Genomic DNA, 26,448 nt, shown 5'->3' on the forward strand with positions numbered 1-26,448 from the left:
CGCACACGACATCGCCTTCAGCTCCCCCTTCCTCACAACGCCCTCATCCCTCCACCTTCCAAACGCCGCAAACCGCATGGCCCAATCCATCTTCAACGCCGACACACCTTGCCCACTCCCCAAAGATGTTTATTCCCAAAGAGTTCAACCGCATTTCAAACCGGAGGCCACCCTCATGGAAAAAATACATGCCGTCTGCCCGAATTGCCAGACCGTGAACGCGGTCCTCACCGACCGCATCCGCCAGCACCCTGTCTGCGCCAAATGCGCGACGCCCCTCCTGCCGGCCAACCCAATCGACCTCACGGACCAGACTTTCGACCGTTTCGTCTCCCGCTCGACCCTGCCCGTCCTCGTGGACTTCTGGGCGCCTTGGTGCGGGCCGTGCAAGATGATGGGCCCGGCCTTTGCCCAGGCTGCTGCCGCTCTCCAAGGTCAGGCCGTCCTGGCCAAGATGGACACCGAGGCCCAGCGCGCTGTCCCGTCGCGCTTCGCCATCCAGTCCGTACCGAGCCTCGTCCTCTTCCGGCAGGGCCGGGAAGTGGCGCGCATGTCCGGGGCCATGCCCGCGGGCCAGATCCAAACGTGGGTGCGCCAGCATCTGTAATCCAAATAACTTCCAGACAGCAGCACGGTTGACATCATGGCGTTCTTGTTGAATAAAAAATCATACAAAACGCTGGTTTAATCGCACATCGCAACGTTTTCTCATGTACAAACTATCTTATAAATTCTTAAAAAGACGACATCGCATATGAGCAGCACGCCAGGACATCACGATGGAATATCCCTTGAACATGCATGGCGCAGACACCGCGTCTTCATGTGGGCTGTGGTTCTAACAGGGTTTTTCCTTGTTTCCTTCGTTGGCAACCTGGAACGAGGGCTGCTTGAGACCACAGAAGGGCGTTACGCGGAGTGCGCCCTTGAAATGCTTTCAAGCGGCAATTTTTTGGAACCGACGCTGGACTCCGCTCCCCATTGGGCCAAACCGCCCTTGGCCTACTGGTCCATGGCCGCTGGAATGCTCGTCGCGGGGGAGAACGAGGCCGGTGCCCGTCTCGGCACTTCTCTGTCCTTCCTCGGAACGGGCCTGGTGGTGGCCTGGCTGGCATGGACGCTCTGGGGGGAATTCGCCGCAATTACGGCATTGGGTGTCTACGCCACCTCCGTTCTTCCCATTCTAGGCGCCACATTTCTGAGCACTGACATGGTGCTGACCCTCTGGGAGAGTCTGGCCGTGGCGTGCTACGTCCTTTGGTCCCTTGCCCCCGGCCAGTCCAAAAAACTGCTGTTCGCGATGTGGGCGGCTTTCGGCCTGGCCTTTCTGACGAAAGGCCCGCCAGGCCTCCTGCCTCTACTCGCCATCATCCCGTGGCATGTATGGCGGTTTCGCGATGGAAAGGTATTTCTGCCGGCCGGTCTGATGATTTTCGTAATCATCGGCTTGAGTTGGTTTGCGGCCATCATCATAAAGAGGCCGGAACTGCTCTCATTTTTCCTCAAGGAGGAAGTTGTCGGCCGACTGACCTCGGACGCCTTTCACAGAAACCCCGAATGGTGGAAGCCATTTGTCATCTACGCGCCCGTTCTCTTCGCCGGCCAGCTCCACTGGTTCTGGACGATGGGGAACCCCAGAGCCGCCTGGCAAAGCATGCCCCCGGAGCAGCGTATCTTTCTAGGACTCTGGATTGTCCTGCCTCTGGCCGTATTCTGCCTGGCCAAGAGCAGGTTGCCCCTCTACGTACTGCCGCTGTCCATCCCCATGACGATGTTTATCGCATTCGGCATTGCCCATCGCCGCGACCGCATTCCGCTTCGCCGCACTGCAGCAATCTTTGCAGGGGCGATTTTTCTTGCCGTGGCCGCACGAATTCTTCTGGGCGTCCTTCCATTGCATCAGAACATGCGCGCCCTTCACGAAACTATTCTGGCGACAGGAGAAGGCGAGACCGTTGCGCTGGTCAAAGACAAGGCTTACGGGCTGCAATTCTACGCAGGAGGCAAACTGAGCTGGATTGGTGCTGGCAGTGGCGACAGAAAGCAAGCTCTGGACGATTTCCTTGAATCGGCGTCGGGAAAATATCGGGTTGTGGCCAAAAAGAAGGACACGGAGCTTATCGTCTCGACCCTCGCAGCAGAAGGGCTTAACGGTACGCAGACTGAACACGCCGGGTGGGTAATCGTATCCTTCGAAAAGTGAATCCTCAGGGTTCGCGCTGTTCCGGATAATGCCAACAGGTCGGCCGGCCGAGAACAATCAACCCTCAAAGCTTATTTCCCTGTCGCGCAAATTTCTTCTTGCCAAAGAGAAGACGCTGACATAGAGACGTTTTTCCCGAACGCGGAGAGGTGGCCGAGTCTGGCTTAAGGCGCACGCCTGGAAAGTGTGTGTACCTTAACGGGTACCGGAGGTTCGAATCCTCTCCTCTCCGCCATTTTTGACAAATCAAGCGAAGCCGGGTGGCGGATGCGCTGCCAACCCCGTCAGGTCCGAAAGGAAGCAGCGGTAACAGTTGCTTCCGGGTACCCGGCTTCCCTGGCAGGTGCGAAATTTTTCGCTCCTGCCTTTTTTTTTACCCGCCTGAGGCCGCATGACGGGTCAGGCCTTTTCAATCGCCAATTTGCCATTATAATCCCAAATTGTTCGGATTTGATTTTCCGTTTTCCATCCCTTGCCCATATCGGGTACGGGACAAACCTTCTCAAGGAGGAATTGTGACAAAATTCTCAAGCCTGACAGCCGTCATTCTCGGACTGGGTCTGCTGTTGCTGACCATGCCCGACCTTGCGGACGCCAAGCGTTTGGGAGGCGGCGGCTCTTTCGGGAGCAGGCCGTCCTATTCGAGAAGCTACCAAAAGCCGACCGCGCCTTCATCCACACCGACACCACAGGCGGCTCCCGGAGCCTCCCCCATGGGAGGACGCGGGATGTTCGGTGGCATGCTCGGCGGCATGCTCATGGGCGGCCTTCTCGGCTCCCTGCTTTTCGGCGGGGGCTTCTCGGGAATTTCCTTCATCGATATCCTCCTCATCGGAGGGGGTCTTTTCCTGCTGTTCAGGTTCCTGCGCAGCCGCCAACCGATGCCCCAGACTGCCGGCGGTCCGGGGCGGGTTCACGACATGCAGCGCGGAGCCTGGGACAACCTCCGCTCCACCCAGCATCAGACGGCGTCCGCTGCGGAAAGTTACCCTCCAGGCTTCGACGCCAAGGAATTCCTGGACGGCGCCAAGGCGGCCTACACGCGCATGCAGGCCTCGTGGGACGCCCGCGACCTGAATGACCTGAAGCAGTTCACGTCGCCCGAGGTGTTCGCCGAGATCCAGTCGCAGGCCGCGGCCGACCCGGGCCCGGGCAAGACCGAGATCCTGCTGCTTGAGGCCCGCATTCTGGAAGTCAAGACCATCGGCAACCAGACCATCGCCACAGTCCTCTTCGACACCATACTGCGCGAGGGTTCCCCGGCGGCCCCGGCCGAACAGGTCCGCGAGGCGTGGCACTTCAGCCGCTACGAGACCGGAGACGGCAGCCACTGGGTCGTGGAAGGCATTCAGCAACTGGAGAAATGATGGACGAGGCCTTCGAGGACGACGCCATCCCCTGCCCACTGTGTGGCAAGCCGGCGCGTATCGTGGGCAGATGAGCCGCGGCGCGCATCTCCTGCAGGTTCTGCGGGAGCGATGTTCTGGCCTCGCGATTCAAGGACGAGATTGAAGCATTCAAACAGGGGCTCTGCCGCGGAGACGACGAGCACTCCGAGCCGGGAACCTGACAACCGCAAACTTCATACCCTAAGGAATCGGAACATGAAAAAAGTCATCTCTCTGGCGGTGTTGCTGTGCGTCATTGCCGGCTCGGCCATGGCTGCGGCCCCCGAGGCGGCGCTCAAGGCCCTGAGCCTTGGCAACGAAATGTACACCCTCGAAAAGAGCCTCAAGACCAAGCCTCTGACCATCGTGGTCATGGACGAGAGCATCGCCCAGGAACCCGCGGCGCTGTTCAATCTCGCGGCAGAACAGGTCGGCGCGGTCCGCGCCCCCTTCGGCGCCGACACGGGCCTGACCGTCAAGGCCAAGGACATCACCGCGCCGCTGATCCTCGTCCTGGGTCTTGACGAAGCTTCCGTCTGGGCCGTGTACGCCAACACCCTGACCGCGTCCCCCGACCTGATCCATGCCGTGCTCAAGGGCCAGGTCACTGTCCAGGGCGCACTCCTTGACGCCGAAACCGGCGCGGTCAAGATCCTCGGTGCGCACCCGGAGCAGCAGACCATGGTCGGCCGCTACCTGCTCGGCATGCCCGCCGAAGCCCCGGCCGCTGAAAATGCCCAGGCCACCGAGGAAACACCGGCCGCGGACAAGGCCGAGCCTGCCGAGGCCCATGCCGACGCCGCAGCACCGGCCGCAGACCATGCCGAACCCGCAGCGGCCGGTCACGACGCCCCCGCTGCCGAGGCTTCCTCCGAAGGCGGGTCCGGCTTCATGCTCATCATCCTTTTCGTCGTCGCCCTGGTCGGCGCCGTGGTCTTCCTGGACAAGGTCGTTCTCAAGGACTAGTCTGGCAAACCTGCATCAAAGCGGCGCGCGGCTTTTGTCGCGCGCCGCTTTTTTATTGCTCTTCCGGTTAGAGCGCCCACCCTGTCAGTGGATACCCACTGATGTCGTTGAGCGTTGATCCGAACGCGTCGGCACAAGCGCTCGAAAAACTGGATTGCCGCGTCGAAGACTCCTCGCAATGACGGGCTCCACAAAGATCCATCCGGCTTGAGCGAGTCCAGAGATGGCCTTTCGTGATTCATAATCCCATGGAGGTGTAACCCTCTCGAGCCTTTTTATCCCCGCAATCCGATTATTTCTTTCAGATTTCCAAAACGTTACCTATTTACCCCACCTTTTTCCGACAAGAATCCTTGAAATACGCCCCAGGCTAGGCTAGGCTTGTGCATATTTTCCCGAGCTTTCTCCGGCCATCCTGGGGGTTCTAGCCCCCTTGCATACATCAAACATGAAAAACAGGGGTTTGCCATGTTCATCAAGCGTCTTGTCCTGATCCTGCTGTTCCTTTTGGCCCCGATCGCAGCCCTGGCCTCCTCCGACGCCGCCCATCCGGTCAGCCCGGAGCAGGCGCTGCAGATGCTGAGCGAAGGCAACCTGCGTTTCTCCCTGGGCCAGTCCACCCACCCCAACACCAGTTTCTCCCGCCGTCTGGTGACCACCACCGACGGCCAGGCGCCTTTCGCCACGGTCATCGCCTGTTCCGACTCCCGCGTGCCCGTCGAGATTCTCTTTGACCAGGGCGTGGGCGATCTCTTCGTCATCAAGGTGGCGGGCAACGTGGCCGACACGGACGAGATCGGGTCCGCAGAGTACGGTGTGGACCATCTCGGCACGCCCGTGCTCATGGTCCTCGGGCACACCTACTGCGGCGCGGTCACGGCCGTGACCACCGGCGCCGAAGTCCACGGCAGCATCCCCAAGCTGGTGGACAACATTGTGCCCGCCGTGGAGAAGGCCAAACACGAGCATCCCGGAGCCGAACAGGCCGAACTCATAAACGCAGCCATCGAGGCCAACGTCTGGCAGTCCGTGGATGACATCATGACCAAGAGCCACGCCATCGCCGAACGCGCCGCCGCGGGCAAGGTCGTTGTGGTCGGGGCCATCTACGACATCCTGACGGGCAAGGTGCGCATCATCGAACGCGCCGAAGCGGCTCCGGCTGCCGCACACGCGGCCCCCGAGGCCCACGCGGAAGCGGCCGCAACCGGGAAGGAAACCGCTGCTCATGACGACAAGGCTCCGGCCGAAAAGCACGCCGAACCCGCCAAGGCGGAAAAGAAGGCCGAGGAGCATGCCGCCCCCGCCGCCAAGGACGCCGCCCATGACGAAAAGGCAGCGGCCCACGCCGAGGAAGGGTCATCCGGCGGCGGCTTCGGTTTCTTCTCCTTCGTCATCTTCGTCCTGCTGCTCATCGGAGCGGTCTTCATTCTGGACAAGAAGGTCCTGAACCCGGAAGAAAAGTAAGAAAACAACCCGGCCCGGCCGGGTTTTCCTTTTCCGGCCCGGCAACACGCAAACCTCGGACACACGCCATGACCACCTGCGACGAAATCATCCGCCTGACCCAGGACCTGATCCGCATCCCCTCCATGCACTCGCGGCCGGAGGAAATCATGCGCTGCGCGGACTTCGTCGTGGGTTGGTGCGGGCGGCAGGACATCGCCGCGCGAAAGATCGTGCACGGGGGGACCCCGTCGGTCCTCGTCATGCCCGGAGCACACGCCCGCCTGCTGCTCATGACCCATATCGACGTGGTGGACGCGCCCGAGGAGCTTTTTTCGCCGCGCATCGAGGGAGACAGGCTCCTCGGGCGCGGGGCCATCGACGACAAGTACGCCGTGGCCCTGTCGCTGGTTCTGTTCCGTGACAGGTTGCGGGCCTTGGAACGAAGCGGCCTGTCCCAGGCCGACATGGCTCTGGGCCTGCTCATCACCGGGGACGAGGAGACGGGCGGGGAAAACGGGGCGGCGCGGGCTCTGGAAGGGATCGACGCGGACTTCGCCATCGCCCTCGACGGCGGCGGCCCGGAACGGATCGTGACCCGCGAGAAGGGCGTCATCGACATCATGCTGACGGCCACGGGCAAGGCCGCCCACGGCGCCCGGCCGTGGCTCGGGCTCAACGCCATCGACACGCTGCTCGAAGACTACGGACGCATCCGCGAGCTTTTCGGTGGCGACGACGGCCCCGACCACTGGCACCGCACCGTCAACTTCGGGAAGATTCGGGCCGGGGAATCCATCAATCAGGTTCCAGACACGGCCCAGGGCTGGTTCAACATACGTTTCACCGAGGACGACGAACCGCGCCGCCTGGTCGAGGCCATAACCGAACGGGTGCGCAGCAGGGTCGACGTCCTCTCGGTCATCCCGGTCTTCGCTTCGCCGCCTTCGCCCATGACCGACATCCTGCTGGACACCGCCCCCGGCGCCGTCCTGACCCGCGAGCACGGCGCCAGCGACGCGCGCCACCTCATGGACCGCGGAATCCCCGGCGCCATCTGGGGGGCCGAGGGCTTCGGCACCCAGCATGGCCTCGGCGAGTGCGTGTCCATCGCCTCCATCACGAAACTCCACGGCTGGCTGTCGCTCCTGTGTGACCGTCTCGAGTCGGACGGGAGCAAATAATTTCTCTCCACACTTGTCCGCAGGGCCTGCATAGGCTAGAACGGGCATGATCCAGCCCGAATCCGGAGTCGCCCATGAGCCGCCTGCTGCAGATTCTGACCCTCATCCTCCTTTGCCCCGGCATGGCGGCAGCCCAGGAGAAGACGCTGGCCGTCGGCGTGGCGTCGGGCTTTCCGCCCTACCAGTTCACGCTCGATGGACAGCCTGCCGGCTTCGACGTGGACGTGGCCAGGGGCGTGGCGGCCCGTCTCGGGATGGAGGCGCGCTTTGTCCAAGGCGATTGGGACAGCGTGGTCAGCATGCTGCGCATCGGCCGCATCGACATCATCGCGGGCATGGAAGTCAACGAGTTCCGCCTGGCCTATTTCGACTTCACCGCTCCCTACTCCAGGCGCCACGATGCGGTCTTCGTCCCTGCGAACAGCACGGCGTCCGGGGTGGAAGACCTGTTCGGCCGCATCATCACCGGGGACCGGCACTCGTATGTGGAACTGCTCTGGAGGAAGGAGGGCATCCTCTCGCGCATCCGCGTCACCCAGACCAAGACCAAGGAGGAGGCCTTGCGTCTTCTGGCCGAAGGAAAGACCGCGGCGGCCATCATGCCCCTTGAGGTGGGACGGTATCTGGCACGGGAATCGGGCACTGGCGTGAAGGTCCTGACCACACCGGACCCGGGTTCCGACGTGGCCATCGCCCTGCGCAAGGACCGGACCCGCCTGCAGGGGGACATGGACGCGGCCCTCGCGGACATGAAGGCCTCAGGGGAACTGGACGCCCTGGCCAGGAAATGGTTCTCGCCGCCCGACCCCGGCAAACCGGCGAGGCCCTGAGTCCAAGCCGGCGAAACGGATCAGCTTTCCCGCGCGTTGATGACCGTTATCTGGTCGTTGAGCGTCCAGAAATCGTAGACATACCCGATCAGGAAGAACCCGCCCGTCAGCATGTACAGGATCCCCGTGATCCATTTGCCCATGTACATGCGATGCACCCCGAAAAGCCCCAGAAAGGTCAGCAGAATCCAGGCCAGGGAGTAGTCGATGCGCCCGGGCCGGAAACGCAGGCTGGCGTTTCTGACCATGGACGGGATGAGGAAGAGGTCCACGATCCAGCCGATGAAGAAGAGGCCCAGGGTGAAAAAGTAGACGGTCCCGGAAATGGGCTTGCCATAGTAGAAACGGTGCGATCCCGTGAACCCGAAGATCCAGAGCAGATACCCCATGAAGGTGCTGTGCGTGTCGACCATGGTTCCCTTGGGCATGGTTGCCTCCTGTTGATGTGCGGTTTGCAAGGCCCGTGCGTGTCCGAATATGCAGGCGAAACGCGGGGATGCCCCGCCCGCCATGACCTTGTTGACCTTTTTTGAACAAAAGGCAATGATCCCGGCACTTCCCATTCACAAGGACACACCGCGACAATGATCAACTCACAGCGACTGACCGACACCTTTCTCGACCTGGTTCGCATCGACAGCCCCTCCCTGCACGAAAAGGCCGTGGCCGACCATCTCTGCGCCCTGCTCGCGGGGCGGGGGTACGATATCCGCGTGGACAACGCCGGCGACATCATCGGCGGGAACACGGGCAACGTCGTCGTCCGCGTACCGGCCACGGGGCCGGGCGAGGCCATCGCCTTCTCGGCGCACATGGACTGCGTGCCGCCCTGCATCGGCGTGGAGCCGGTGCTGACAGACGGCGTCATCCGCGCGGCCGGCAACACGGTCCTGGGCGGCGACGACAAGGCGGGCATCGCCGCCATCCTGGAGGCCCTCTTCCACCTGGAGGAGGAGAAGATCCCGCACCCCGAGCTGTATCTGCTCTTCACCGTCTGCGAGGAGGCGGGCATGTTCGGGGCCAAGAACCTGGACTTCTCGCGCATCAAGGCCCGCGAGGTCGTGGTCCTGGACGCCGGCGGAGACGTCGGCACCATCATCGTCCGCGCGCCGAGCAAGGCCGGCATCAGCGTGACCTTCCACGGCCGCAGCGCCCACGCGGGCATCGAGCCGGAAAAGGGCATCAGCGCCATCCAGCTGGCCGCCCACGCCGTGAGCCACATGCGCCTGCTGCGCATCGACGAGGAGACCGTGGCCAACCTCGGGCGCATCGAAGGCGGCGGGCAGACCAACATCGTCCCGGACTGCGTGACCCTCACGGGCGAAGCCAGGTCCCAGACGAACGCCAAGCTCATGGCCCAGATCGAGCACATGCGCCTGTGCTGCGTCAAAGCCGTGGAGGAGCTCGGCGGCAGCTTCGACTTCAGCCACGAAATCTCCTACCCGGCCATGGACGTCCCGGCCCACAGTATGCTCCTGCACCGCGCCCTGCACGCCTGCAACGACCAGAACCTGACCTGCGCGGTCAAGGGCACGGGCGGCGGCAGCGACGCCAACGTCTTTGCGGGGCAGGGTCTGTCCTGCATCAACCTCGGCATCGGCATGAGCCGCGTGCATACCACCGACGAGTTCGTCCTCGTCGAAGACATGCTCAAGGCCGCGCGGCTGACGGCGGCGCTGATGCAGCGTTAGCAGGCCGTTGAAAAACGACGATCTGCGGCGTCAGCGGAAAAAGCCAGACCGCTTATGTATGCGAGAGTACACTGCGCGTCCTGGCTTTTTCCGCTTCCTTGCATCTCACCATTTTTGAACGGCCTGCGAATTATGAATTTTTCAACAGTCAGTTAGGAGACTGCGTTTTTGATCGAAGACGATTGCCGATGCGAAGGCGCTCCGCGCCACCACGTGTCATCCCCGCGAAGGCGGGGATCCAGTGTTTTCAGCATTCCGAAAAAAGGCATGGATCCCCGCCTTCGCGGGGATGACTTCTCATGATATCTCAGGCCGTTTGCAGTATCCTTCCGTTCACAACGCAAACGGGCGACCCTTGGGCCGCCCGTTTGGTTTTTGCGAGATCTGGCGCTTTAGCCTAACCGAGTTTTTTCGCCAGCAGCTGGTTGACCAGCCCCGGGTTGGCCTTGCCCCTGGACTTCTTCATGACCTGGCCGACGAAGAAGCCCGTCAGCTTCCTGTCGCCGCCCCGGTAGCGCTCCACCTCGGCCGGGTTCTCGGCCAGGACCTCGTCCACCAGCCCCTCGATGGCCGACGTGTCGGAGATCTGCACCAGGCCCTTGGCCTTGACGTGGGCTTCGGGGTCGCCGCCCGTCTCGAAGAGTTCCTTGAACACGTTCTTGGCGATGGTGCCGCTGATGACGCCGTCGTCCACCAGCCTGACCAGCGCGGCCAACTCGGACGGCCGCACCTTGCAGTCCGTCAGGGTCGCGCCGCGGTCGTTCAGCTCGCGCATGACCTCACCCATGACCCAGTTGGAAAGTTTCTTGGGCTCTGAGTACGTCTCCAGGGTGGCCTCGAAATAATCGGCCACTTCCTTTTCAGCGGTCAGGACCAGGGCGTCGTACTCGGGCAGGCCCAAGGTCTCCTGGTAGCGACGGCAGCGGGCCGCGGGCAGTTCGGGTAGTTCGGCGCGCCAGGCCTCCATCCGGTCCGGGTCGATGACCAGCGGCAGCAGGTCCGGGTCCGGGAAGTAGCGGTAGTCGTGGGCCTCCTCCTTGCCGCGCATGGAACGGGTCACGCCCTTGGCCGCGTCGAAGAGGCGCGTCTCCTGGACGATGGCCTCGCCGTCCTCGACCAGGTCGATCTGGCGGCCCACCTCGTATTCGATGGCGCGCTGGATGTTGCGGAAGGAGTTCATGTTCTTGAGCTCCGCGCGCGTCCCGAACTCCTCCTGCCCGCGCGGCCGGATGGACACGTTGGCGTCGCAGCGAAAGCTCCCCTCTTCCAGGTTGCCGTCGCAAATGCCCAAGTAGACGAGGATGGCGCGCAGGCTCTTCAGGTAGGCCACGGCCTCCTCGGCTGAGCGCATGTCCGGCTCACTGACGATCTCGATCAGCGGCACGCCGGCGCGGTTCAGGTCCACGTAGGAGGCGTTGTCCGCAGGGGAGTGGATGTTCTTGCCCGCGTCGTTCTCCATGTGGATGCGCGTGATGCCGATGCGCTTCACGCCGCTCTCCGTGTGGATGTCGATGTGCCCGTGCTCGGCCACGGGCAGTTCGAACTGGGAGATCTGGTAGCCCATGGGCAGGTCGGGGTAGAAATAGTTCTTGCGCGCGAACAGGGAACGGCGGTTGACCGCGCAGTCCACGGCCAGGGCCATCTTCACGGCGTATTCCACGGCGCGGGCGTTGAGCACCGGCAGCATGCCGGGCATACCCGTGCACACGGGGCAGGTGTTCTCGTTGGGTCCGGCCCCGAACTGGGTCGAGCAGGAGCAGAATATCTTGCTGTTGGTCTTGAGCTGGGCATGAACCTCCAGGCCGATGACCACTTCATAGTCGCGCATGGGCACTCCTTCGCTTCAGCCGGCGACGGGCTTGGCGGCGTACAGTTCCGGGTTGAGGGCCGGATCGTTATACATTTTGCACTGGAAATAGACTTTGGGGCTCTTCAGGCCGCCTGCGTACTCGTCCACTACTTCGAGGACGGAGCGGGACAGGTCGTCGTGCTGGGCGCGGAGCACGCCGAGCTTCTCCCGGCAGCGTTCGAGGTGCGACGGGTCCACGTCGTCCCGCTCGGTCTGCTCGCCCATGTGAAAGATCTTGAGGCTCAGGATGGACAGGCGGTCCAGGGCCGCGCCGAGGGTCTCGGTGTTGTAGCGGCGACGGTCTTCGTGGATGTCCCGCTGGGCCTCGAAGGCGGACACGGCGCGCACCAGCCAGGCGTCGACCTGCTCCATGAGGTCGTTGCGCTGCTGGTTGAGCCCGTCAATCTCGCGCTTGCAGGCGGTGATGACGCTGTCGTCCACGTCCTTGCGCCGGGCGCGGTCTTCGACGTGCCAGAGCAGGAAATTCTTGAGGTGCTGGCGCAGGACCAGCTCCACCAGGCCGTCGCCGTCCCGCACCGGGATGTCCGCCGCAGGCTCCTCGAGGTGCCAGAGGGCCACATGGTCGAGCTGAGCCGAGATGGCGGCGCGCAGAAGGGCCTTGAGGGCCGTAGGGGTCATGGTCATGGTGCGTCCTGTTTTTTGAGCAGAAAAAACACGCGGCTTGTGGCCTGCAGGTGGCCGGCCAGAAACTCGGCCCCCTCCCCCGCCCCGCAGAAAAGGTCCAGGCGCGAGCCCTTGATGGCCCCGCCGCGGTCCTGGGCCAAGCCGAGAAAGGCCGTAGGCTCCGCCGTGCCGCCCGGCTGCGGCAACCCGGCCTCCACGGCCAGGATGCTGCCCAGGGGCAGAAAGGCAGAATCTGTAGCCACGCTGACCATCGGCGTCAACGCCCGGCCCATGGCGCCAAGGGGCCCGTCGTCGGCGATACGGAAAAAGACGTAGCTCGGGTTCGTGTTCAGCAAGTCCGTGACCTCATCCGGATGCTCGCGCAGGTACTGCCGGATGCGCTGCATGGACATCTCTTCCTTCGGAACGAGCCCGCGGTCGATCATGACCTTGCCCAGCGAAACATATTCATGCCCGTTCTTCCCGGCATAAAGGATATGCCGCACGGACCCGTCGGGCAGCCGCAGCCGCCCGGAGCCCTGCACCTGCAGGAAGTAGACGTCGACGATGTCGCGAGTCCAGGCCACGGGCGGTTGCGCGCCGGCCAGCGCCCCGCGCGAGTCGATCTCCTCGCGGGTGAACGGGGGCAGGACCTTGCCCCCCTCCACGCGGCAGGTCAGGCTCTGCCCCTTCCAGCGCGGGTGGAACGCCCCGAGGTCCACGGTCTGCAGGTTCGCCGGCAGGCCGTAAATGGGGACCGGGAAGCGCGGGTCAGGCTCCAGGGTGCCCTCGAACTCCGGCTCGTAGTAGCCCGTCATGAGGGGTTCGGGACGCACCTCGCGCCAGACGAACTCGCGCTCCAGCAGGCCGGGGTCGCCTCCCAGGCGCGGCAGCACTTCCAGCATGTGCTCCAGGGAGGCCGCCAGTCCCGCCCACGTGCATTCGGGACCGCCGGGTCCGAAGGCCTGCGCGCCCTGGGGCTTGGTCCGGACATAGTCCAGGGAGCGCCGCAACGCCTGGGCCATGGGCACGGGGTCGGCCGCGGCGGCATTGGCCACACGCGCGGCCAGCCCGGAGCCGGGCCGCGCCTCCACCAGGGACGGAGCCTTGCCCGGCGCCGCGCAGGCGCACAGCAGCGCCAAGACGAAGGCTGCCGCCAGAAGCCTCACAGGCCGCGGCCCTTGTCCGGGATGCGCGCGTCGAAATACTTGCCCACGCCGTATTCCATGCGCCGGAAGAAGCGCTTGGGGTCGGGCCCGATGATCTGCATCTCGGGGTGCTTGTCCTGCATGTCGAGAGCGATGTTCATCTCCTTGGTGCAGCCCGTGGAAAAGGTGGCGTCCTTGCCGTGCCACTCGGCCGGGACCGGCTCGCCCATGAGCTCGAAGCTGTTCTCGATGTCGGCCACGGTCTGGAAGCGCCAGACGTCGATGAAGCCGCTGCGCTGGACCCGCTCCCACATGTACATCAGGTCGTCGCCGTCCATGCCTTCCATGAAGTGCTCGGCCGGGTTGATGATCATCAGGTTGGCGTGCTTGGCCCGCAGGTGGGAGACGAAGGTGTTGACCACGCGCAGGGCCACCTTGGTCTGGCCCGGGATGCTGCCGATGATGGCGCTGTAGAACATGACCTGCTTGCCCATGCCGCGGGCGCTGCGCATGCGCGCGATGATGGAATCGGCCTGGGCCACGACCTGCGACTCGGTGATCTTCGTCACCCGGGGCGACTTCTCCTTGAATACGACGCGGTCGCGCCCGTCCTCGTCCCGGAACAGGCACAGGACGTCGCGCGTGAAGAGGTGCGAGTTCTTCACCAGGCGGCGGTGGTTGGCGAAGCCCTTGGCCACGACGAGGTCGGCCTCCTTCCAGGCGCGGGCGAAGGTCACGCTGGTGCGCCACAGATTGAGGCGCTCGCGGGTCCCGTCGGAGATGACGATGAGGGAGTCCTCGCGCTGGGCGCGCAGGAGGTCGTTCTTGCTCATGCGGCTGTTCTCCACCAGACGCGTCTCACCCAGGGCGCGGGCCAGGGCGCTGTCGTGCTCCACGTCCCAGAATACGGGGCTGTCGAGACAGAACCCCTCCTTCAGGGCCAGGATAACCTTGTGGCCGAGGCGCAGCAGGACGCGGATAAAGCGCAGGTCGAAGACGACTTCGCCGCTGCTGGCCGGAAGAAAGAGAATCTTGAGAGGCTTGCGGCCGTCGCCGGGGCCCATGACCCTGGTCATGACCTCGGTGAATTCGGGCCACGGGGCGCAGATGTCGTCGAAAAAGGCCGGGCTGTCCGTGAACTCTCCGGGGCTTTCCCAGATCGCCGGGCGCAGCGAAAGCCGGCACAGCCGGGCCAGTTCCAGCAAGTCGAGCTCCCAGCGCAGATTCTGGATGGACGTGCAGCCCAGGGTGGTTTCCGGGCAGGCGTACAGGCAGCGGTTCATGGCCGGCCGGGCCATGAAATCCTCGGCGCGCTTGTTGGCCAGCCTCTTTTCGGCGCGCTGGGGGTCGTGCACGCCGCTCATGGCCATGAAGATGGTCAGGAGCTGCTTCAGGAACCGCGACGGGATGAGAAACGGCGCGTGCAGCACCTGACGGATCTTGTTCCGGGACAGGGAAAATATCTTGCGCCGCGTGTAGCGGTCCGTGATGTTGATGCGCACCAGGTGGACCAGCATCCTCCACTTTTCGCGGTACTCGGCCCGCAGGGTATCCGAGAGGCGCGTGTGCAGCAGGTTCTCGAACATCTCATCCGAACAGGGCACGAAGACCTGGTCGTCGTCGAGGTCGACCATGAAGCGCAGCTGCTCGGGCTGGGCGTTCTCGGCCGGGTTGACGCTGGGCTCGATGTTGTTCTCGGTCATGAAATGAAGGAGCCAGGCGTCGAGATAGGGGTCGCGGCCGTAGCGCAGCTCGCGGACCGAAAAGAAGTCGGGCAGCTTGGACATCTAGCTCTCCCTCACGAATCCTTTGGATTTGAGTTTGTGGGCGTAGTGGGAATGAAGGGGGCGGATCAGGTTGAGCGGCTTCTCGGCCCTGGAGGCGATGACGTTGTCGCCGGGCGCCAGCACCACGCCGGTCTGGCCGTCCTGGGTCAGGTAGACGTCGACGTCGGCGTCGCGGACCAGGACGCGCAGGTCCTTCTCGAAAGGCAGGACCATGGGGCGGAACGCGTGCAGGAATGGGCAGATGGGTGTCAGGGCGAAGACGTTGAGTTCCGGATAGATGAGGGGGCCGCCGGCGGAAATGGAATAGCCCGACGAGCCGGTGGGAGTGGAAACGATCATGCCGTCGGCCCGGACGGTGCCGAGGTGGTCGTTGCCGTACCACATGTCCAGGCGGATCATGCGCGCCAGGCTCCCGCAGCTGATGACCAGGTCGTTGATGGCGTACCCCTTGTAAAACTCCTGGCCCCGCCGCACGACGTGGAAGCTTATCACCAGGCGCAGGGACATGTCGTACTCCCCGCGAAGGATGGCCGTCAGGGAATCGCGCCAGTCCGTCGGCGACATCTCCGTCAGGAAGCCGACCGTGCCCAGGTTCAGCCCCAGGATGGGAATGCTCAGGTCCTGGACGGCCCGGGCCACGGCCAGGAGGGTGCCGTCGCCGCCCAGGGTCAGGATCATTTCCGCGCCGGCCCAGGTTTCGGCCGGGGGCGCCGCTTCGCGCGACGTCTCGACGATGCGCGCCGAGCGGCCCTCGTGGAAGAGCCAGTCCCGGATCTGCCCGGCCATGCCGTGGGCCAGTTCGTTTCCGCTGCTGTGGACGATGACGATTTTGGTGATGATTTTACCCATTTGCGGGACTGTATGCAAAAGGCGACGGGTGTTCAAGGAAAGCCTGTCCAAGCTAAGCGGCGTCGTCCCGCCTGAAATCAAAGAGAATTTCTTGTTCCTGATTTTTGTGAATTTTCCTAAAGTTCTCGCGATGACAACCGATAGGGAGAAGTAAGAGGTATAGCCCGTGACAGTGAATCCCTTCCTCGTCAAAAACGTGGTGCGGACCTATGACCAGCACCAAGACACCGGCCGACGCATCGCCAGGTTCAAGAAGTACATGGACCGCGCCGGACAGGGGGATTCCGTTTCCATTTCCAAGGAAGCCAAGCGCCGCCAGCTCGTGGAGAAGGTCGCTCGGGAGATCGTGGACAACCTCATCGGCTCGGACAGCACCAACCCGGTGGTCCGGGACATCAAGCAGCAGCTCATGAGCGAGTTCGGTGGGGACATGGTCTTCAGGTACCCTTCGGACGGGAGCGGGCTTCAGGTACTGAAGAAGACGGAACAAGGCGTCAGCGAATTGACCAACGGCCAGAAGGATGTTTTCATGCGCCGGCTGTGGGAGATCGCCCTGAGCAGGGTCAACGAGACGATGCTCTGATATTTTTCATGCACGGGCGGGAAACCGCCGATGCGGCCGGCGCTGCCGGCGCAGCCGGGATACCCGGAGGGAGCGGAACATGACCATCAACACCATCACCACCAAGGTCAGCGGGTACGAATCGCACCGCCTGGAGCAGCTGGAGCAGAAGCACCAGGAAGCCCAGAAAGCGGCCGCAAACCAGGAAGGCGCCAACGACCGCATCTCCATCTCCGAGGAGGGGCGCCTCAAGGCAGCGGCCTTCAAGACGGCGCAGGAAAGCGACGGGGTGCGCGCCGACAAGGTCTCGGACCTCAAGGCCAGGATCGAGGCCGGCGAATACAAGCCCGAAGGCAAGGACATCGCGGCCAGCCTTGTGCGGCAGGAACTCGACGTCTGGGGATAGACCCGCGTCGTCAGAGGGAATGAAGAAGCCCGACCGGTCCGCCGGTCGGGCTTTTCTTGTTTCTTATGAGTTGGCCAGGCGCCTGTCCCCTCCGTCCAAGTCCCGCAGCAGCACGCGCGAGGGATAGGGAAGGTCCGTCTGCGGGGACTGCAGGCCCAGACGTTCCTGGACGTTGACGCAGATGGGCCCCGTCAGGTTGAGGGTGCAGCCTTCGGGGTCTCCCTTGGGCACCGTGACGCTGACCAGGATGAACAGGTCGCTCACGCTCCGGATGCGGAGGATGCGCTCCTCCACCGAGGCCAGGCGTATCTCGTAGCCGGGCAGGAAGGAGAACGGGTCGGCCAGCATCATGCCCATGCCGGGCATCTCCATGCTCTGCAGGAAGTGGAACGGCGAGCCGGGCTTGAACTCGACCAGGGCGAACTCCCGCAGGGACTCGAAGCCGATGAGGCCACGCGGAAAACGGATAGTCTTGTCCAGGGACACCGTGATGGACCCGATGCGGGTGTTTATCGTCTGTCTGTGCTTGTCCATAGTGCTGCCGCCATCATCAGGTCGTGGTTGTCGAGTTCAAGGGCCGATGCGTTCTGGTTTTGCACCTTCTGGTACAACTCCTCACGATACACGGGCATGTGCTCGGGCACGTCGAGGCCGATCTTGATCTGCTGCCCCTTGATGCTCAGGATCGTGATCTTGATGTCGTCGCCCAGATGCACGCTTTCACCGGGCCGACGCGAGAGTATGAGCATAAACCCTTCCTAGAGGTAGTTGACCAGGCTCATCTTCATGATCATGGACGAGGATTTGAGAACCGTCTCGTAGGACATCTGCTGGTTGGCCAGTTCCGTCAGGAGCGTGGCCAGGTCGACATCCTCGATGTTGCTCATGCGCTCGGTCTCGTTCAGCTTGAGGCCCGAGAGCACCGTGTCGGCGACCTCGAGCCTGTTTTCCCGGGCGCCCACGGAAGCCAACTGGGTGGTGAAATGTTCCTGGGATGTCTTCAGGCTATTGAGGGCCTCGGCGCAGCCCTGCTGGTCGTTGTTCTCCAGGGCCGCCACGAGCTTGCCCACGGCGACGAAGATGTTCTTCTCCCCGGCCGAATCGCCGAAGGCGGGCTGGGTGCCGTGCTCGTAGTAGCCGCCGAAGACCTCGGAGCCGATGTTGTTGAGCTGCACGTACTGGCCCGCCGAAATCTCGACCTCGTGGGCGGCCGTCTGCGGGTGGATGACGAACTGAGCCCCTTCGGCCAGGGCGGTTGTCCCGACCCTTGCCGAAAGAACGAGCTTGCCCCCCGGCACGAGGAGCTCCGGCGCCCCCGCGGCGGGGTTGGATGCGGTGTGACCGCCGGACCAGCTCACGCCGCCGTCGGTGCTGTACGAATAGGTGAAGGCCGTGCCGGACCCGATGGTCGCGGCCTCGTCGACGCGGACCATGACGTCGCCTCCGAACAGCCCCCTTCCCTCCGCGTTGACCGTCGCCCCCATCTGCAGCACGCCCGTCGAACCGGACTTCACGGTGAACTCAGCTCCGACAAGATTCGTTCCTGACAGGCGTACCGCGCCGTAAGGCGTTTCCAGCAGCAAGGGTCGAGAGTCCGGCATCGTCGTTGTCCAAGTCTCTGGAGAGCCGTTGACCTGGGCCGAAACGGTAATCGCCAAGTCCGTCCCCGACGCCGCGACGACGACATCAACATCCCGCTCGAACCCGCCAAGAGGCTCGGCCACAACGTCGAGGCCGCCTGCTGTATACACCACCGCAGACTGGGACTCGTGATCCCCCTTGTACACGGCCGTGGGCGCGACGGTCAGCCAGGAACCGGTTGTCCGGTTGGTGTTGGTCTCGGGCGAAAGGTCGAGGACCCTGCCCTTGGGCAGTTGGAGGCTGACGCCGCCCATATCCAGGACGCCGTCCGCCCCCACCGAGCCCGTAGTCCAGGTCTTTCCGCCGTCGCTGGAGTAGCGGCAGTCAATGGCAGCGTCGCCCACCGTAGCCGTGTCGCCTTCGTTTCCGACAAACTGCACGACGATGCTGCGGCTTGCGGCGCCTGTGGCCAGCCCAAGGCTCTTGCCGTCCTCGTCATAGACCATGAGCCCTTCCTCGAAGGCGTTCTGCTCGAACTTCTGGCCGCCGAAGATGGACTTGCCCTCGTAGCGGGTGTTGCCCAGGTTGACGAGCTGGCTGAAGAGCTGGCGGACCTCGTAGGCCGTGGCTTCGCGGTCCGAGGCCGTCATGGTGCCCGTGGACCCCTGCTCGGCCAGGCCCTTGAGCTTGGTCAGGATGGCGCTGGACTGGAGCATGGACTCGTCGGCCAGGTTCAGCCAGCCAGTGGCCGTGTCGATGTTGGCGCGGTACTGGTTGATGGCCGACAGAGAGCTGCGGTAGTCGAGGACCCTGGCCGTGCCCACGGGGTCGTCGGAAGGCTTGTTGATGCGCTTCTGGCTGGAGGCCTGCATGTTCAGTTCCATCAGGCGGGACTGGGTGCTCTGCAGGTTGTAGAGAAAATTGCTGTACTGGTTGCGAAGGGATACGCGCATTGCCGGCCTCCTATTGCTTGAGCCCGAGCAGAACCTGCAGCATGGATTCCGCCGTGGTGATCAGCTTCGCGGCCGCCGTGTAGGCGTGCTGGAACTTGATCAGGTTGGTCATTTCCTCGTCCAGATTCACGCCTGAAACGGCTTCCTGACGGGACAGAAGGTCCGTGGCCAGGGCCTCGTTGTACTCGTAGTTGAACTTGGCGCTCTGGGTGTCGGAGCCGGCCTTGGCCACGATGGTGGAATAATATTCCCCCAGGGTCTGGCGCGTGGTGCCTTCGGACTGGGTGCGCGTGGGCACGGAGGCGGACTGCAGCGCGGCGATGGCCTTGGCCGTGGTGTTGTCGCCCTCGTTCATCTCGCCGGCGCCGTTGACATGTCCGGTGTTGATGTAGGCGATGTTGCCGAGGATGGTCGAGTTGATTGCCAAATCGCCCGCGTTTGCACCCTCGAAAAAGGTGTTGATGCCCAGGGCGGCCAAAAGGCCCGTCGAGTCGGAGCCGAAGGCGAAATCGTAGCCGTCCTTGGCTTTGATTTGCAGGTGTCCATCGATGATGTCGGCCGTAACGGTTCCGGAAGGGAAAGCGGCATTCACTGCTTTCACGACATCCTGCAGCGAATTGGCCGTGCTGAAATTCTTAACCTCCAAATTCGTCGCATCAAAATCGAAATCCAGCGGGGAAGATTGCACGAGCTGTCCGGTCTGTTCATCGTAAACGCTGATGACGAGGTTCCCGGCCGCAAGCTTGTCGCCAAACACCAGCCCGGCCGCGCTCCCCAGCGCTGCGCTCGTTGATCCGACACCGAAACTGCCGATCACGTTCTCGAACCGCTCCGTCCCCGTACCTTGGGAATGAATCCGGTTCACCTCCCAGGACAGGCTCTCGGCAAAGGCGTCGAGCTTTTCCAGGTACCCGCCGATGCCCGCGTCGCGGAACTGGAAATACCCGGCCAGGCTGCCGCCCGTGAGTCGGCGCTCGTTATCCAGCCCGTTGCTCTGGACCTGTGGCGTGATGTTCACCTTGGACGAGGAGGTTTCGTACCAGAACAGGGACTTGTTGGGGAGCACCTGAAACGTGTCGCCAGCCTGGAGGCTTGTCCCCGTGCCAATGTCGAACTTCAGGACCCCGCGGCCGTCGGGCATGAGAATGCCGTCCTTGCTCGCGGTAAACTCGGAGTTGCCGCTCTCGTCCTTGAGAAGGGTCTTCCCGCCATCGACGTAGACCTCATACTTCACCACGGAGCCAACCTGGGAAACGATCTTCACCGTGTATTCCGTAGCACTCTCGCCATCATAGGCAATCGAACCCTTGAAAGATGAACCCGACTTCAGGTTCGCAATGGTCTGGGGCGCCTCGAAGGCCAGACGGAAGGAGTTGGGCCCGTCCACCAGGGTGTGCCCGGCCGTGGTGGTGATGGTCAGGTTGCCCAGGCCGTTGTCGATGACGTTGATGTCCATCTTCTCGGCGAGCTGCCGGATGAGCTGCGTGCGCTCGTCGCGCAGGCCGTTGGCGTTGTTCTTGCCCGTCTCCTCGGTGACGGTGATCTGCCGGTTGAGCTCGGCGATGCCGGTCAGAAGCTTGTTGATGGCGGTGACTTCGGCGGAGATGACGTCATCGGCCCCGTCCTGCAGGCGTTGCAGATCGCCCTGCACGGACTGCACGGCGCTGACCAGGTTGGCGGCGTGGCCCAGCAGGGCCGACCTGGCACTCGTGTCCTCGGGATTGGCCGCCAGGGTCTGCCAATCTGCCCAGAACGCCGCCAGCGCGGAATTGACGCCATCGGTGCTCGACTCGTTCAGGACCATCTCCACATTCTTCAGGTTCTCGTAGAGGGTCTGCCAACGCGCTTCATCCGAACTCTTGTCCAAGTACTGCGCCTCGATGAACTCGTCGAAATAGCGGACGACCTCCACGGCGTTGACACCCGTGCCGAGTTGCCCGGGCGACGAGCTGATGTACATGCCGTCTTCCAGGCGCACGGCCTGACGGCTGTAGCCGGGGGTGTTGGCGTTTGAAATGTTGTTGCCGACGACCTCGATGGCCGCCTGGTTGGCGAACAGGGACTTCTTCCCTATTTCGAGCATGGAGCCGATGCCGGCCATTTAGAACCTCCCGCGCAGCAAGGTGGCCGTGGCCGAGCGGTCGTGCCAAGTCCCCTTGGCGGTGTAGGTGTTGCGCTCTTTCGGGGCGACCTGATTCTGGAAGTGGCTCAGCAGCGAACCGCTCTGCTTCCACAGGGCCATGGCCAGATCAGCGTTGACCGTGGCCTGGCGGGCGCTTTCCTGTTCGTCGGCGATGATTTTGGCGCGCCACGTCTCGAAAACCCGCCGCTCGGCTTCGCCGAGTCCATCCAGAAAGGGCCCGAGCTTGGCGAAACCCGCCCGCTGCAGGGCATCGGCAAGGGACTCGCGCTCGCGGACCAACTGCCGGATAAGCTCCTGAATGGACATCTCCAGCCCCGCCACCGCATCGGGCTGCCCCGCGCGCAGGAGCGCGTGCTCTTCCCGCAGAAGCTGACAGAGAAGCTCCGTGCCCCTGGCCTGACGAATGAGACTGCCGAGTGTGATCTGTCGCATGGTGAACTTCCTTCGAAAATACGGACTTTGCTTCGGGTAGGGCAGGAAAGACCTGCCCGCCGCCTGGGGCCTCTTCCACGACTGTGCAAATTTCCGACCACCGGGGCGATGCGAACCGTCAGAGGGGCGTCACGGCCGGTTTCCTGCCATGCGGGACGGAGCGCCCCCCTCCTTCCCGGCAAGAATTTCCGGCTCCTCAGTCGCCGTTCTCCAGGTCCATGCGTACCACGCGCAAGGCTTCCTCGAGTTCTGAGGACGCCTTGGCCACGGGCGGCTCCGCAGGGGCCGGACCGTTCGCCTTCTCGATGCTCCGGGCCAGCTGCTCGGCCTGGCGCTGGGCGGTCATGGCGGCCAGGGTTCCGGCCGGGACGTCCTGAACGCGGGCCTCGGCCTGGAGCTTCGAAAGGGCCTTGTGGTCCAGGGGCTTCAAGGGCTTGGCGGAGTCCGTGTCGCGACTGGCGTTGACGAGACGCTGCGAGAGGTTCTCGTACAGCATGTCCGAAAGGCCGATGCCGCCGCTGCGGGACATCTTGACCGAGAGTTCCTGGTCGAACATGGACAGGTAGCTCTCCTCCTCCTTGGAGTGGAGCATGCCGTCCTTGGGCACCGAGGAGCGCATCTGCTTCCAGATCTGCCCGATGAACACGGCCTCGAAATCCTGGCAGGCCTTGCGGAGCTTGGCCTCGTCCTGGCCCTTGTCGCCGGGTTCGAGATGGGAGCGCAGCTCGCGCAGGCGGTTCTGCAGGCTTTGGCCGCCTTCCTGGGCAGGCAGGGCCGTGGGTGTGAGGAATTCGCTCATGTCGTCTCCCGTGTTAGAGGACCTCGAGGTCGGCGTGCAGCGATCCGGCCGACTTCATGGTTCTCAGGATGGAAATGAGGTCGCGCGGCGTGGCCCCGATGGCGTTGAGGCCGTCGACAAGTTCCTGGATGGACGCCCCGTCCATGAGGATGAGGCGGCGCTGCTCCTCCCGCACCCCGACCTGCGTGGACGGCGTGACCACGGTGCGGCCCTGGGCGAAGGCCCCCGGCTGGGAAACCTGCGGCTGTTCGGACACGATGACGTTCAGGTTGCCGTGGGACACGGCCACCTTCGACAAGGTGACGTTGGACCCGAGGACCACGGTGCCGGTCTTCTCGTCGACCACGACCTTGGCCCGGGTGTCGGGACGGACCTCCAGATTTTCCAGGGAAGCCATGAGGGCCACGATGTTGCCCTGGTACTTCGGCGGAACCTGCAGGCGGACCGTGGACGCGTCCTGCGCCGCGGCGTACTGCCCGCCCATGGCGCGGTTCAGGGTGTCCGTGACCTGCTTGGCCGTGGAGAAATCCTCCACGCCGAGCTGGATGGCCACCTCGGCCTGCTCGTTGAACGAAAAGGGCACGCTGCGCTCCACCACCGCTCCGCCGGGGATGCGTCCCACGGTGGTGATGTTCTTGGTGGCCGAGGCCGCCTCGCCGCTGGCGGAAAACCCGCCCACGGCCAGGGGGCCCTGGCACAGGGCGTAGACGTTGCCGTCGACGCCCTTGAGGGGGGTCAGCAGGAGCACGCCGCCCAACAGTGACGCCGCGTCGCCCACGGAGGAGACCGTGGCGTCGAGGCGCGACCCGGGCCGGGACGAGGCGGGCATCTTGACCGTGACCATGACCGCGGCCACGTTCTTGGGCTTGAGGGCTGAACGGTCGACCTTTACGCCCATACCCTCCAGCATGTTGGCCATGGACTGCACCGTGAACCGGGACCCGCTCTTGTCGCCGGTGCCGGGCAGGCCGACCACCAGGCCGTAGCCGACCAGATCGTTGGAGCGCACGCCCCCGAAGGTGGCGATGTCCTTGAGGCGGGCGCCGTAGGCGGGACCGCAGAGAACCGCCAGGACCACGATGATGACGAACCGGACCAGGCCGGCGCGAAGGCTAGAAGGGCCACACATTGTCGAGTATCCTTGCGAGCCACCCTGGGCGTTGCTTTTCGGCCAGGATGCCCTCGCCGTAGAGTTCGATGCGGGCTTCGGCCATGCTGGTGGATTTGATGGTGTTGTCGGCGTCGATGTCGCGGTCCCGGACCACGCCCTGGACCACGACGATCTGCGTCTCGCCGTTGACTCTCGTCTCCCTCGCGCCGACGACCTCCATGAGACCGCCGCCCAGAACGCGGGAAACCCGCGCCGCCACGGTGGTGCTGATGGTGCTTTCGCGCTTGGTCTCGCCGTCGCCTTCGAATTTGCTGGAGGAGTCGGCCTTGACCAGGGAATCCGCGCCGACCGTCGCGCCGGGGATGAGCGGCAGCTTGTCCTTCCCGAGATATGCGCTGACGCCCAGGTCCACGTTGTTGGCCCTGTCGGCCGTGGTCGTGGCCTTGTTTTTGGCCAGGGTCGTCTCCACGACCTTGATGAGCACCACGTCGCCGACCCTGCGGGCGCGGGCGTCGGCGAAGAGCGACGTCGCGCCGTCGGGGTCGTAGAGGGAGCCCGGGTTGGTCGCCGGGTCCGCCCGTTCCTGTGGCGGAGGCGTGACGATGGCCGCGGGCATGGGCGGCCGACTCGTGGCCCGGCATCCGGCCAGGGCCAGAACGGCTATGAAAAGGTACGTCAGTCTGTGCATGTTTCCTCCCGGACTACGGCACCAGGGCCGTTTCCGCGTCGATGATCCGTGCGGCCACCACCCGGCGGCTTTGCATGTTCCGGACCTTTATGGTGCTGCCGATGCCCCCGTCCTCGAGGCTCTCCACCGGCACGGTCAGCTTCAGGGATTCCCCCTCGTAGACCAGGGTCAGAACCTGACCCTTGGCCACGACCGGGATGGGCTCCACGGCCTCGGCCGAAATGACCTGCCCCTCGCCCACGGGCGCGGTCATGCGCAGGGGCAGCCCGCGCCCGTCCCAGGGCGGCCGGGCCATGTAGGCCAGATTCTTGCGCGCGAAACCGACCAGCCCGGCCTCCAGCACGTCGCCCCGGTTCAGGACCCGGGCCGCGCAGGGGACGGTCTTCCAGACATCGGCGAACACCGTGCCCGTGAAGCTCTCCACCACACGCCCGCCCTCGTCCACGGCTTCGAGCCGCAGGCTGATGCGGCCCGGGGCCGGCGTCGCGACGGGCACGACGCGCATCTGGACGGGCGTCTTGTCCTTGAGGAAGAGGTAGTCGGCGATGCGGTGCTCGCGGATCTCGACCTCCCCTTCGTAGCCGGCCAGGGCAGTCGTCAAAATTTTGTCGATTCCGGGAATGAGGCTCCGGCCACTGACGACCTGCCCCCCGCGCTGGACCTGCACCTGATCCGGAACCGTGATGGGCGGCAATCCCGGCCCCAGACGCTGCTCGATGAGCTCGCGCAGCCGCGGCCCGCTCAGGTTGGCCCGCGCGCCTGGAAACCGCGGCGCGGCCAGCAGGGGGGTGTCCCCGACCCCGGCCAGCACGGCCTCGGCCCGCAGGCCCTCGGCCTTGGCCAGGTCGCGCAGGGCGATGGCCTCCCCGTCCACGCACACGGCTTCCGCCACGACCAGCCTGTCCTGGGACAAGGCCAAGCCGGGAATGAACAGGAGCGTGAGCAGGATGACGAAAAGACGCATTCCCTACCTCTTCAGCTGATTGGCGATCTGCAGCAGGGAGTCGGCCGTGGAGATGGACTTGGAGTTGGCCTCGTAGGCGCGCTGCCCGACGATCATGTTGACCATCTCCTCGACGATCTCCACGTTGGACATCTCCAGAAACCCCTGGGCCAGGGTGCCGGCGTTGTTCTCGCCGGGCACGCTCTCCACCGCCTCGCCCGAACCGTCGGTCTGGACGTAGAGATTGCGGCCCACGGCCTTGAGGCCGGCGGGGTTGATGAAGGTGTAGACGGGGATGTCCGTGGCCGCGATCTCCGCGCCCGCCTTGTCCACGCAGGTCAGATGTCCGTCCTCGGTGATGACGATGTTCTGGGTCTCGGGCGGCACGACGAACTCGGGCTGCAGGGGGTGCCCGTTGTCGGTCACGATGCGGCCGTCGCTGTCGAGCTTGAAGGCGCCGTTTCTGGTGTAGTGCTCTTCACCGTTGCGATCGACACGGAAGAACCCTTCGCCCTCGATGACCAGATCGAGCTGGTTGCCCGTGTTCTGGAAATCGCCCTGGGTGAAGATCTTGTGCACGGACACGGGGCGCACGCCCATGCCCACCTGCATGCCCACAGGCAGCTGGTTGCCGTCCTGAGTGGTCGCGCCGGCGATCTTCATGTTCTGGTACATGAGATCCTCGAACTCGGCCCTGTTCTTCTTGAAGCCCGTGGTATTGACGTTGGCCAGGTTGTTGGAGGTGACGTCCAGGCTGAGCTGCTGGGCGATCATGCCCGAAGCGCTGGTCCATAAGGCTCGAATCATATCCTTCTCCTTGCGGCGCGGTGCGCCGCGACCGGACGCCCGAACCGGGCGACGCAGC

The 26,448-nt window shown here is 64.0% G+C and carries 26 protein-coding genes, 1 tRNA gene and 1 other RNA gene; 12 read left to right on the forward strand and 16 right to left on the reverse strand.

Going from position 1 to position 26,448, the window contains the following annotated elements:
• Window positions 1-175 precede the first annotated feature (175 nt).
• From trxC to ACYQ3G_RS02190, 9 genes are all read left to right on the forward strand, one after another.
• On the forward strand, window positions 176-607 hold the full coding sequence (trxC, locus tag ACYQ3G_RS02150; RefSeq protein ID WP_459821953.1) for a thioredoxin TrxC: 432 nt from the start codon (window positions 176-178) through the stop codon (window positions 605-607).
• Between the two features lie 147 nt (window positions 608-754).
• Complete coding sequence (locus ACYQ3G_RS02155) at window positions 755-2,203, forward strand: ArnT family glycosyltransferase (RefSeq protein WP_459821955.1); 1,449 nt, start codon at window positions 755-757, stop codon at window positions 2,201-2,203.
• 143 nt (window positions 2,204-2,346) lie between these two features.
• Window positions 2,347-2,438: transfer RNA gene (locus ACYQ3G_RS02160), tRNA-Ser, on the forward strand.
• A gap of 12 nt (window positions 2,439-2,450) precedes the next feature.
• Window positions 2,451-2,546, forward strand: an RNA gene (gene ffs / locus ACYQ3G_RS02165) — signal recognition particle sRNA small type.
• Between the two features lie 172 nt (window positions 2,547-2,718).
• Window positions 2,719-3,570, forward strand: a complete 852-nt coding sequence (locus tag ACYQ3G_RS02170) for a Tim44 domain-containing protein (protein ID WP_459821957.1) — start codon at window positions 2,719-2,721, stop codon at window positions 3,568-3,570.
• A 237-nt stretch (window positions 3,571-3,807) separates the two neighbouring features.
• Entirely contained in the window at window positions 3,808-4,557 is a 750-nt protein-coding gene (locus ACYQ3G_RS02175) for a hypothetical protein (protein ID WP_459821959.1), read from the forward strand.
• A 468-nt stretch (window positions 4,558-5,025) separates the two neighbouring features.
• On the forward strand, window positions 5,026-6,024 hold the full coding sequence (locus ACYQ3G_RS02180; RefSeq protein ID WP_459821960.1) for a carbonic anhydrase: 999 nt from the start codon (window positions 5,026-5,028) through the stop codon (window positions 6,022-6,024).
• Between the two features lie 68 nt (window positions 6,025-6,092).
• Window positions 6,093-7,187, forward strand: coding sequence for a M20 family metallopeptidase (locus ACYQ3G_RS02185; protein ID WP_459821961.1), 1,095 nt, complete (start codon window positions 6,093-6,095; stop codon window positions 7,185-7,187).
• A 74-nt stretch (window positions 7,188-7,261) separates the two neighbouring features.
• The gene (locus ACYQ3G_RS02190; RefSeq protein ID WP_459821963.1) at window positions 7,262-8,017 is read left to right on the forward strand and encodes a transporter substrate-binding domain-containing protein; all 756 of its coding nucleotides are present in this window, start codon (window positions 7,262-7,264) and stop codon (window positions 8,015-8,017) included.
• A gap of 20 nt (window positions 8,018-8,037) precedes the next feature.
• On the opposite strand, the gene ACYQ3G_RS02195 is transcribed toward ACYQ3G_RS02190, so the two are convergent.
• Window positions 8,038-8,445, reverse strand: a complete 408-nt coding sequence (locus tag ACYQ3G_RS02195) for an NINE protein (protein WP_028577020.1) — start codon at window positions 8,443-8,445, stop codon at window positions 8,038-8,040.
• Window positions 8,446-8,601: 156 nt separating this feature from the next.
• On the opposite strand from ACYQ3G_RS02195, the gene ACYQ3G_RS02200 reads away from it, so the two are divergent.
• A complete protein-coding gene (locus tag ACYQ3G_RS02200; RefSeq protein ID WP_459821965.1) occupies window positions 8,602-9,708 on the forward strand; it encodes a M20/M25/M40 family metallo-hydrolase in 1,107 nt (368 codons plus the stop codon).
• Between the two features lie 397 nt (window positions 9,709-10,105).
• Here the strand turns inward: ACYQ3G_RS02200 and gatB are convergent, their stop codons facing one another.
• From gatB to ACYQ3G_RS02225, 5 genes are read right to left on the reverse strand one after another with little or no spacing between them, the layout of a single operon-like run.
• A complete protein-coding gene (gene gatB, locus ACYQ3G_RS02205) occupies window positions 10,106-11,536 on the reverse strand; it encodes an Asp-tRNA(Asn)/Glu-tRNA(Gln) amidotransferase subunit GatB (protein ID WP_459821967.1) in 1,431 nt (476 codons plus the stop codon).
• A gap of 15 nt (window positions 11,537-11,551) precedes the next feature.
• The gene (locus tag ACYQ3G_RS02210) at window positions 11,552-12,202 is read right to left on the reverse strand and encodes a DUF4254 domain-containing protein (RefSeq protein WP_459821969.1); all 651 of its coding nucleotides are present in this window, start codon (window positions 12,200-12,202) and stop codon (window positions 11,552-11,554) included.
• Entirely contained in the window at window positions 12,199-13,350 is a 1,152-nt protein-coding gene (mltA, locus tag ACYQ3G_RS02215) for a murein transglycosylase A (RefSeq protein WP_459821971.1), read from the reverse strand. The genes ACYQ3G_RS02210 and mltA overlap by 4 nt, the downstream gene beginning before the upstream one ends.
• A complete protein-coding gene (locus ACYQ3G_RS02220; RefSeq protein ID WP_459821973.1) occupies window positions 13,347-15,116 on the reverse strand; it encodes an ARMT1-like domain-containing protein in 1,770 nt (589 codons plus the stop codon). The genes mltA and ACYQ3G_RS02220 overlap by 4 nt, the downstream gene beginning before the upstream one ends.
• On the reverse strand, window positions 15,117-15,965 hold the full coding sequence (locus ACYQ3G_RS02225; protein ID WP_459821975.1) for an NAD(+)/NADH kinase: 849 nt from the start codon (window positions 15,963-15,965) through the stop codon (window positions 15,117-15,119).
• A gap of 166 nt (window positions 15,966-16,131) precedes the next feature.
• Here ACYQ3G_RS02225 and ACYQ3G_RS02230 point away from each other — a divergent pair, with 166 nt between their 5' ends.
• Both ACYQ3G_RS02230 and flgM read left to right on the forward strand, forming a co-directional pair.
• Window positions 16,132-16,548, forward strand: a complete 417-nt coding sequence (locus tag ACYQ3G_RS02230; RefSeq protein ID WP_459821977.1) for a DVU0524 family FlgM-associated protein — start codon at window positions 16,132-16,134, stop codon at window positions 16,546-16,548.
• 79 nt (window positions 16,549-16,627) lie between these two features.
• A complete protein-coding gene (gene flgM / locus ACYQ3G_RS02235) occupies window positions 16,628-16,933 on the forward strand; it encodes a flagellar biosynthesis anti-sigma factor FlgM (RefSeq protein WP_459821979.1) in 306 nt (101 codons plus the stop codon).
• 63 nt (window positions 16,934-16,996) lie between these two features.
• Here the strand turns inward: flgM and fliW are convergent, their stop codons facing one another.
• From fliW to flgG, 10 genes are all read right to left on the reverse strand, one after another.
• Window positions 16,997-17,467 carry a flagellar assembly protein FliW gene (gene fliW / locus ACYQ3G_RS02240; RefSeq protein WP_028577028.1) on the reverse strand — a complete coding sequence of 157 codons (471 nt, stop codon included), beginning with the start codon at window positions 17,465-17,467 and terminating at the stop codon, window positions 16,997-16,999.
• Entirely contained in the window at window positions 17,443-17,682 is a 240-nt protein-coding gene (gene csrA / locus ACYQ3G_RS02245) for a carbon storage regulator CsrA (RefSeq protein ID WP_028577029.1), read from the reverse strand. The genes fliW and csrA overlap by 25 nt, the downstream gene beginning before the upstream one ends.
• Window positions 17,683-17,691: 9 nt before the next feature.
• A complete protein-coding gene (gene flgL / locus ACYQ3G_RS02250; RefSeq protein WP_459821982.1) occupies window positions 17,692-19,467 on the reverse strand; it encodes a flagellar hook-associated protein FlgL in 1,776 nt (591 codons plus the stop codon).
• A gap of 10 nt (window positions 19,468-19,477) precedes the next feature.
• A complete protein-coding gene (gene flgK, locus ACYQ3G_RS02255) occupies window positions 19,478-21,568 on the reverse strand; it encodes a flagellar hook-associated protein FlgK (RefSeq protein WP_459821984.1) in 2,091 nt (696 codons plus the stop codon).
• On the reverse strand, window positions 21,569-22,042 hold the full coding sequence (gene flgN / locus ACYQ3G_RS02260; RefSeq protein ID WP_459821986.1) for a flagellar export chaperone FlgN: 474 nt from the start codon (window positions 22,040-22,042) through the stop codon (window positions 21,569-21,571). It abuts the gene before it with no gap.
• Window positions 22,043-22,238: 196 nt separating this feature from the next.
• Window positions 22,239-22,841 (reverse strand): rod-binding protein, encoded by a 603-nt coding sequence (locus ACYQ3G_RS02265; RefSeq protein ID WP_459821988.1) that lies wholly within the window; start codon window positions 22,839-22,841, stop codon window positions 22,239-22,241.
• Window positions 22,842-22,854: 13 nt separating this feature from the next.
• Window positions 22,855-23,970, reverse strand: coding sequence for a flagellar basal body P-ring protein FlgI (locus ACYQ3G_RS02270; protein ID WP_459821990.1), 1,116 nt, complete (start codon window positions 23,968-23,970; stop codon window positions 22,855-22,857).
• Window positions 23,954-24,640 carry a flagellar basal body L-ring protein FlgH gene (locus tag ACYQ3G_RS02275; protein WP_028577034.1) on the reverse strand — a complete coding sequence of 229 codons (687 nt, stop codon included), beginning with the start codon at window positions 24,638-24,640 and terminating at the stop codon, window positions 23,954-23,956. The genes ACYQ3G_RS02270 and ACYQ3G_RS02275 overlap by 17 nt, the downstream gene beginning before the upstream one ends.
• 13 nt (window positions 24,641-24,653) lie before the next feature.
• A complete protein-coding gene (flgA, locus tag ACYQ3G_RS02280; RefSeq protein ID WP_459821992.1) occupies window positions 24,654-25,604 on the reverse strand; it encodes a flagellar basal body P-ring formation chaperone FlgA in 951 nt (316 codons plus the stop codon).
• 3 nt (window positions 25,605-25,607) lie between these two features.
• Window positions 25,608-26,390 (reverse strand): flagellar basal-body rod protein FlgG, encoded by a 783-nt coding sequence (gene flgG, locus ACYQ3G_RS02285; RefSeq protein WP_028577036.1) that lies wholly within the window; start codon window positions 26,388-26,390, stop codon window positions 25,608-25,610.
• Window positions 26,391-26,448: the final 58 nt, after the last annotated feature.

This window comes from Desulfomicrobium salsuginis (assembly GCF_054657795.1).

Coding starts and splice junctions, on each gene's coding strand:
- trxC (WP_459821953.1), top strand. CDS start 176: ATGGAAAAAATACATGCCGTCTGCCCGAATTGCCAGACCGTGAACGCG.
- ACYQ3G_RS02155 (WP_459821955.1), top strand. CDS start 755: ATGAGCAGCACGCCAGGACATCACGATGGAATATCCCTTGAACATGCA.
- ACYQ3G_RS02175 (WP_459821959.1), top strand. CDS start 3,808: ATGAAAAAAGTCATCTCTCTGGCGGTGTTGCTGTGCGTCATTGCCGGC.
- ACYQ3G_RS02180 (WP_459821960.1), top strand. CDS start 5,026: ATGTTCATCAAGCGTCTTGTCCTGATCCTGCTGTTCCTTTTGGCCCCG.
- ACYQ3G_RS02185 (WP_459821961.1), top strand. CDS start 6,093: ATGACCACCTGCGACGAAATCATCCGCCTGACCCAGGACCTGATCCGC.
- ACYQ3G_RS02190 (WP_459821963.1), top strand. CDS start 7,262: ATGAGCCGCCTGCTGCAGATTCTGACCCTCATCCTCCTTTGCCCCGGC.
- ACYQ3G_RS02195 (WP_028577020.1), bottom strand. CDS start 8,445: ATGCCCAAGGGAACCATGGTCGACACGCACAGCACCTTCATGGGGTAT.
- ACYQ3G_RS02200 (WP_459821965.1), top strand. CDS start 8,602: ATGATCAACTCACAGCGACTGACCGACACCTTTCTCGACCTGGTTCGC.
- gatB (WP_459821967.1), bottom strand. CDS start 11,536: ATGCGCGACTATGAAGTGGTCATCGGCCTGGAGGTTCATGCCCAGCTC.
- ACYQ3G_RS02210 (WP_459821969.1), bottom strand. CDS start 12,202: ATGACCATGACCCCTACGGCCCTCAAGGCCCTTCTGCGCGCCGCCATC.
- ACYQ3G_RS02220 (WP_459821973.1), bottom strand. CDS start 15,116: ATGTCCAAGCTGCCCGACTTCTTTTCGGTCCGCGAGCTGCGCTACGGC.
- ACYQ3G_RS02225 (WP_459821975.1), bottom strand. CDS start 15,965: ATGGGTAAAATCATCACCAAAATCGTCATCGTCCACAGCAGCGGAAAC.
- flgM (WP_459821979.1), top strand. CDS start 16,628: ATGACCATCAACACCATCACCACCAAGGTCAGCGGGTACGAATCGCAC.
- fliW (WP_028577028.1), bottom strand. CDS start 17,467: ATGGACAAGCACAGACAGACGATAAACACCCGCATCGGGTCCATCACG.
- csrA (WP_028577029.1), bottom strand. CDS start 17,682: ATGCTCATACTCTCGCGTCGGCCCGGTGAAAGCGTGCATCTGGGCGAC.
- flgL (WP_459821982.1), bottom strand. CDS start 19,467: ATGCGCGTATCCCTTCGCAACCAGTACAGCAATTTTCTCTACAACCTG.
- flgK (WP_459821984.1), bottom strand. CDS start 21,568: ATGGCCGGCATCGGCTCCATGCTCGAAATAGGGAAGAAGTCCCTGTTC.
- flgN (WP_459821986.1), bottom strand. CDS start 22,042: ATGCGACAGATCACACTCGGCAGTCTCATTCGTCAGGCCAGGGGCACG.
- ACYQ3G_RS02265 (WP_459821988.1), bottom strand. CDS start 22,841: ATGAGCGAATTCCTCACACCCACGGCCCTGCCTGCCCAGGAAGGCGGC.
- ACYQ3G_RS02270 (WP_459821990.1), bottom strand. CDS start 23,970: ATGTGTGGCCCTTCTAGCCTTCGCGCCGGCCTGGTCCGGTTCGTCATC.
- ACYQ3G_RS02275 (WP_028577034.1), bottom strand. CDS start 24,640: ATGCACAGACTGACGTACCTTTTCATAGCCGTTCTGGCCCTGGCCGGA.
- flgA (WP_459821992.1), bottom strand. CDS start 25,604: ATGCGTCTTTTCGTCATCCTGCTCACGCTCCTGTTCATTCCCGGCTTG.
- flgG (WP_028577036.1), bottom strand. CDS start 26,390: ATGATTCGAGCCTTATGGACCAGCGCTTCGGGCATGATCGCCCAGCAG.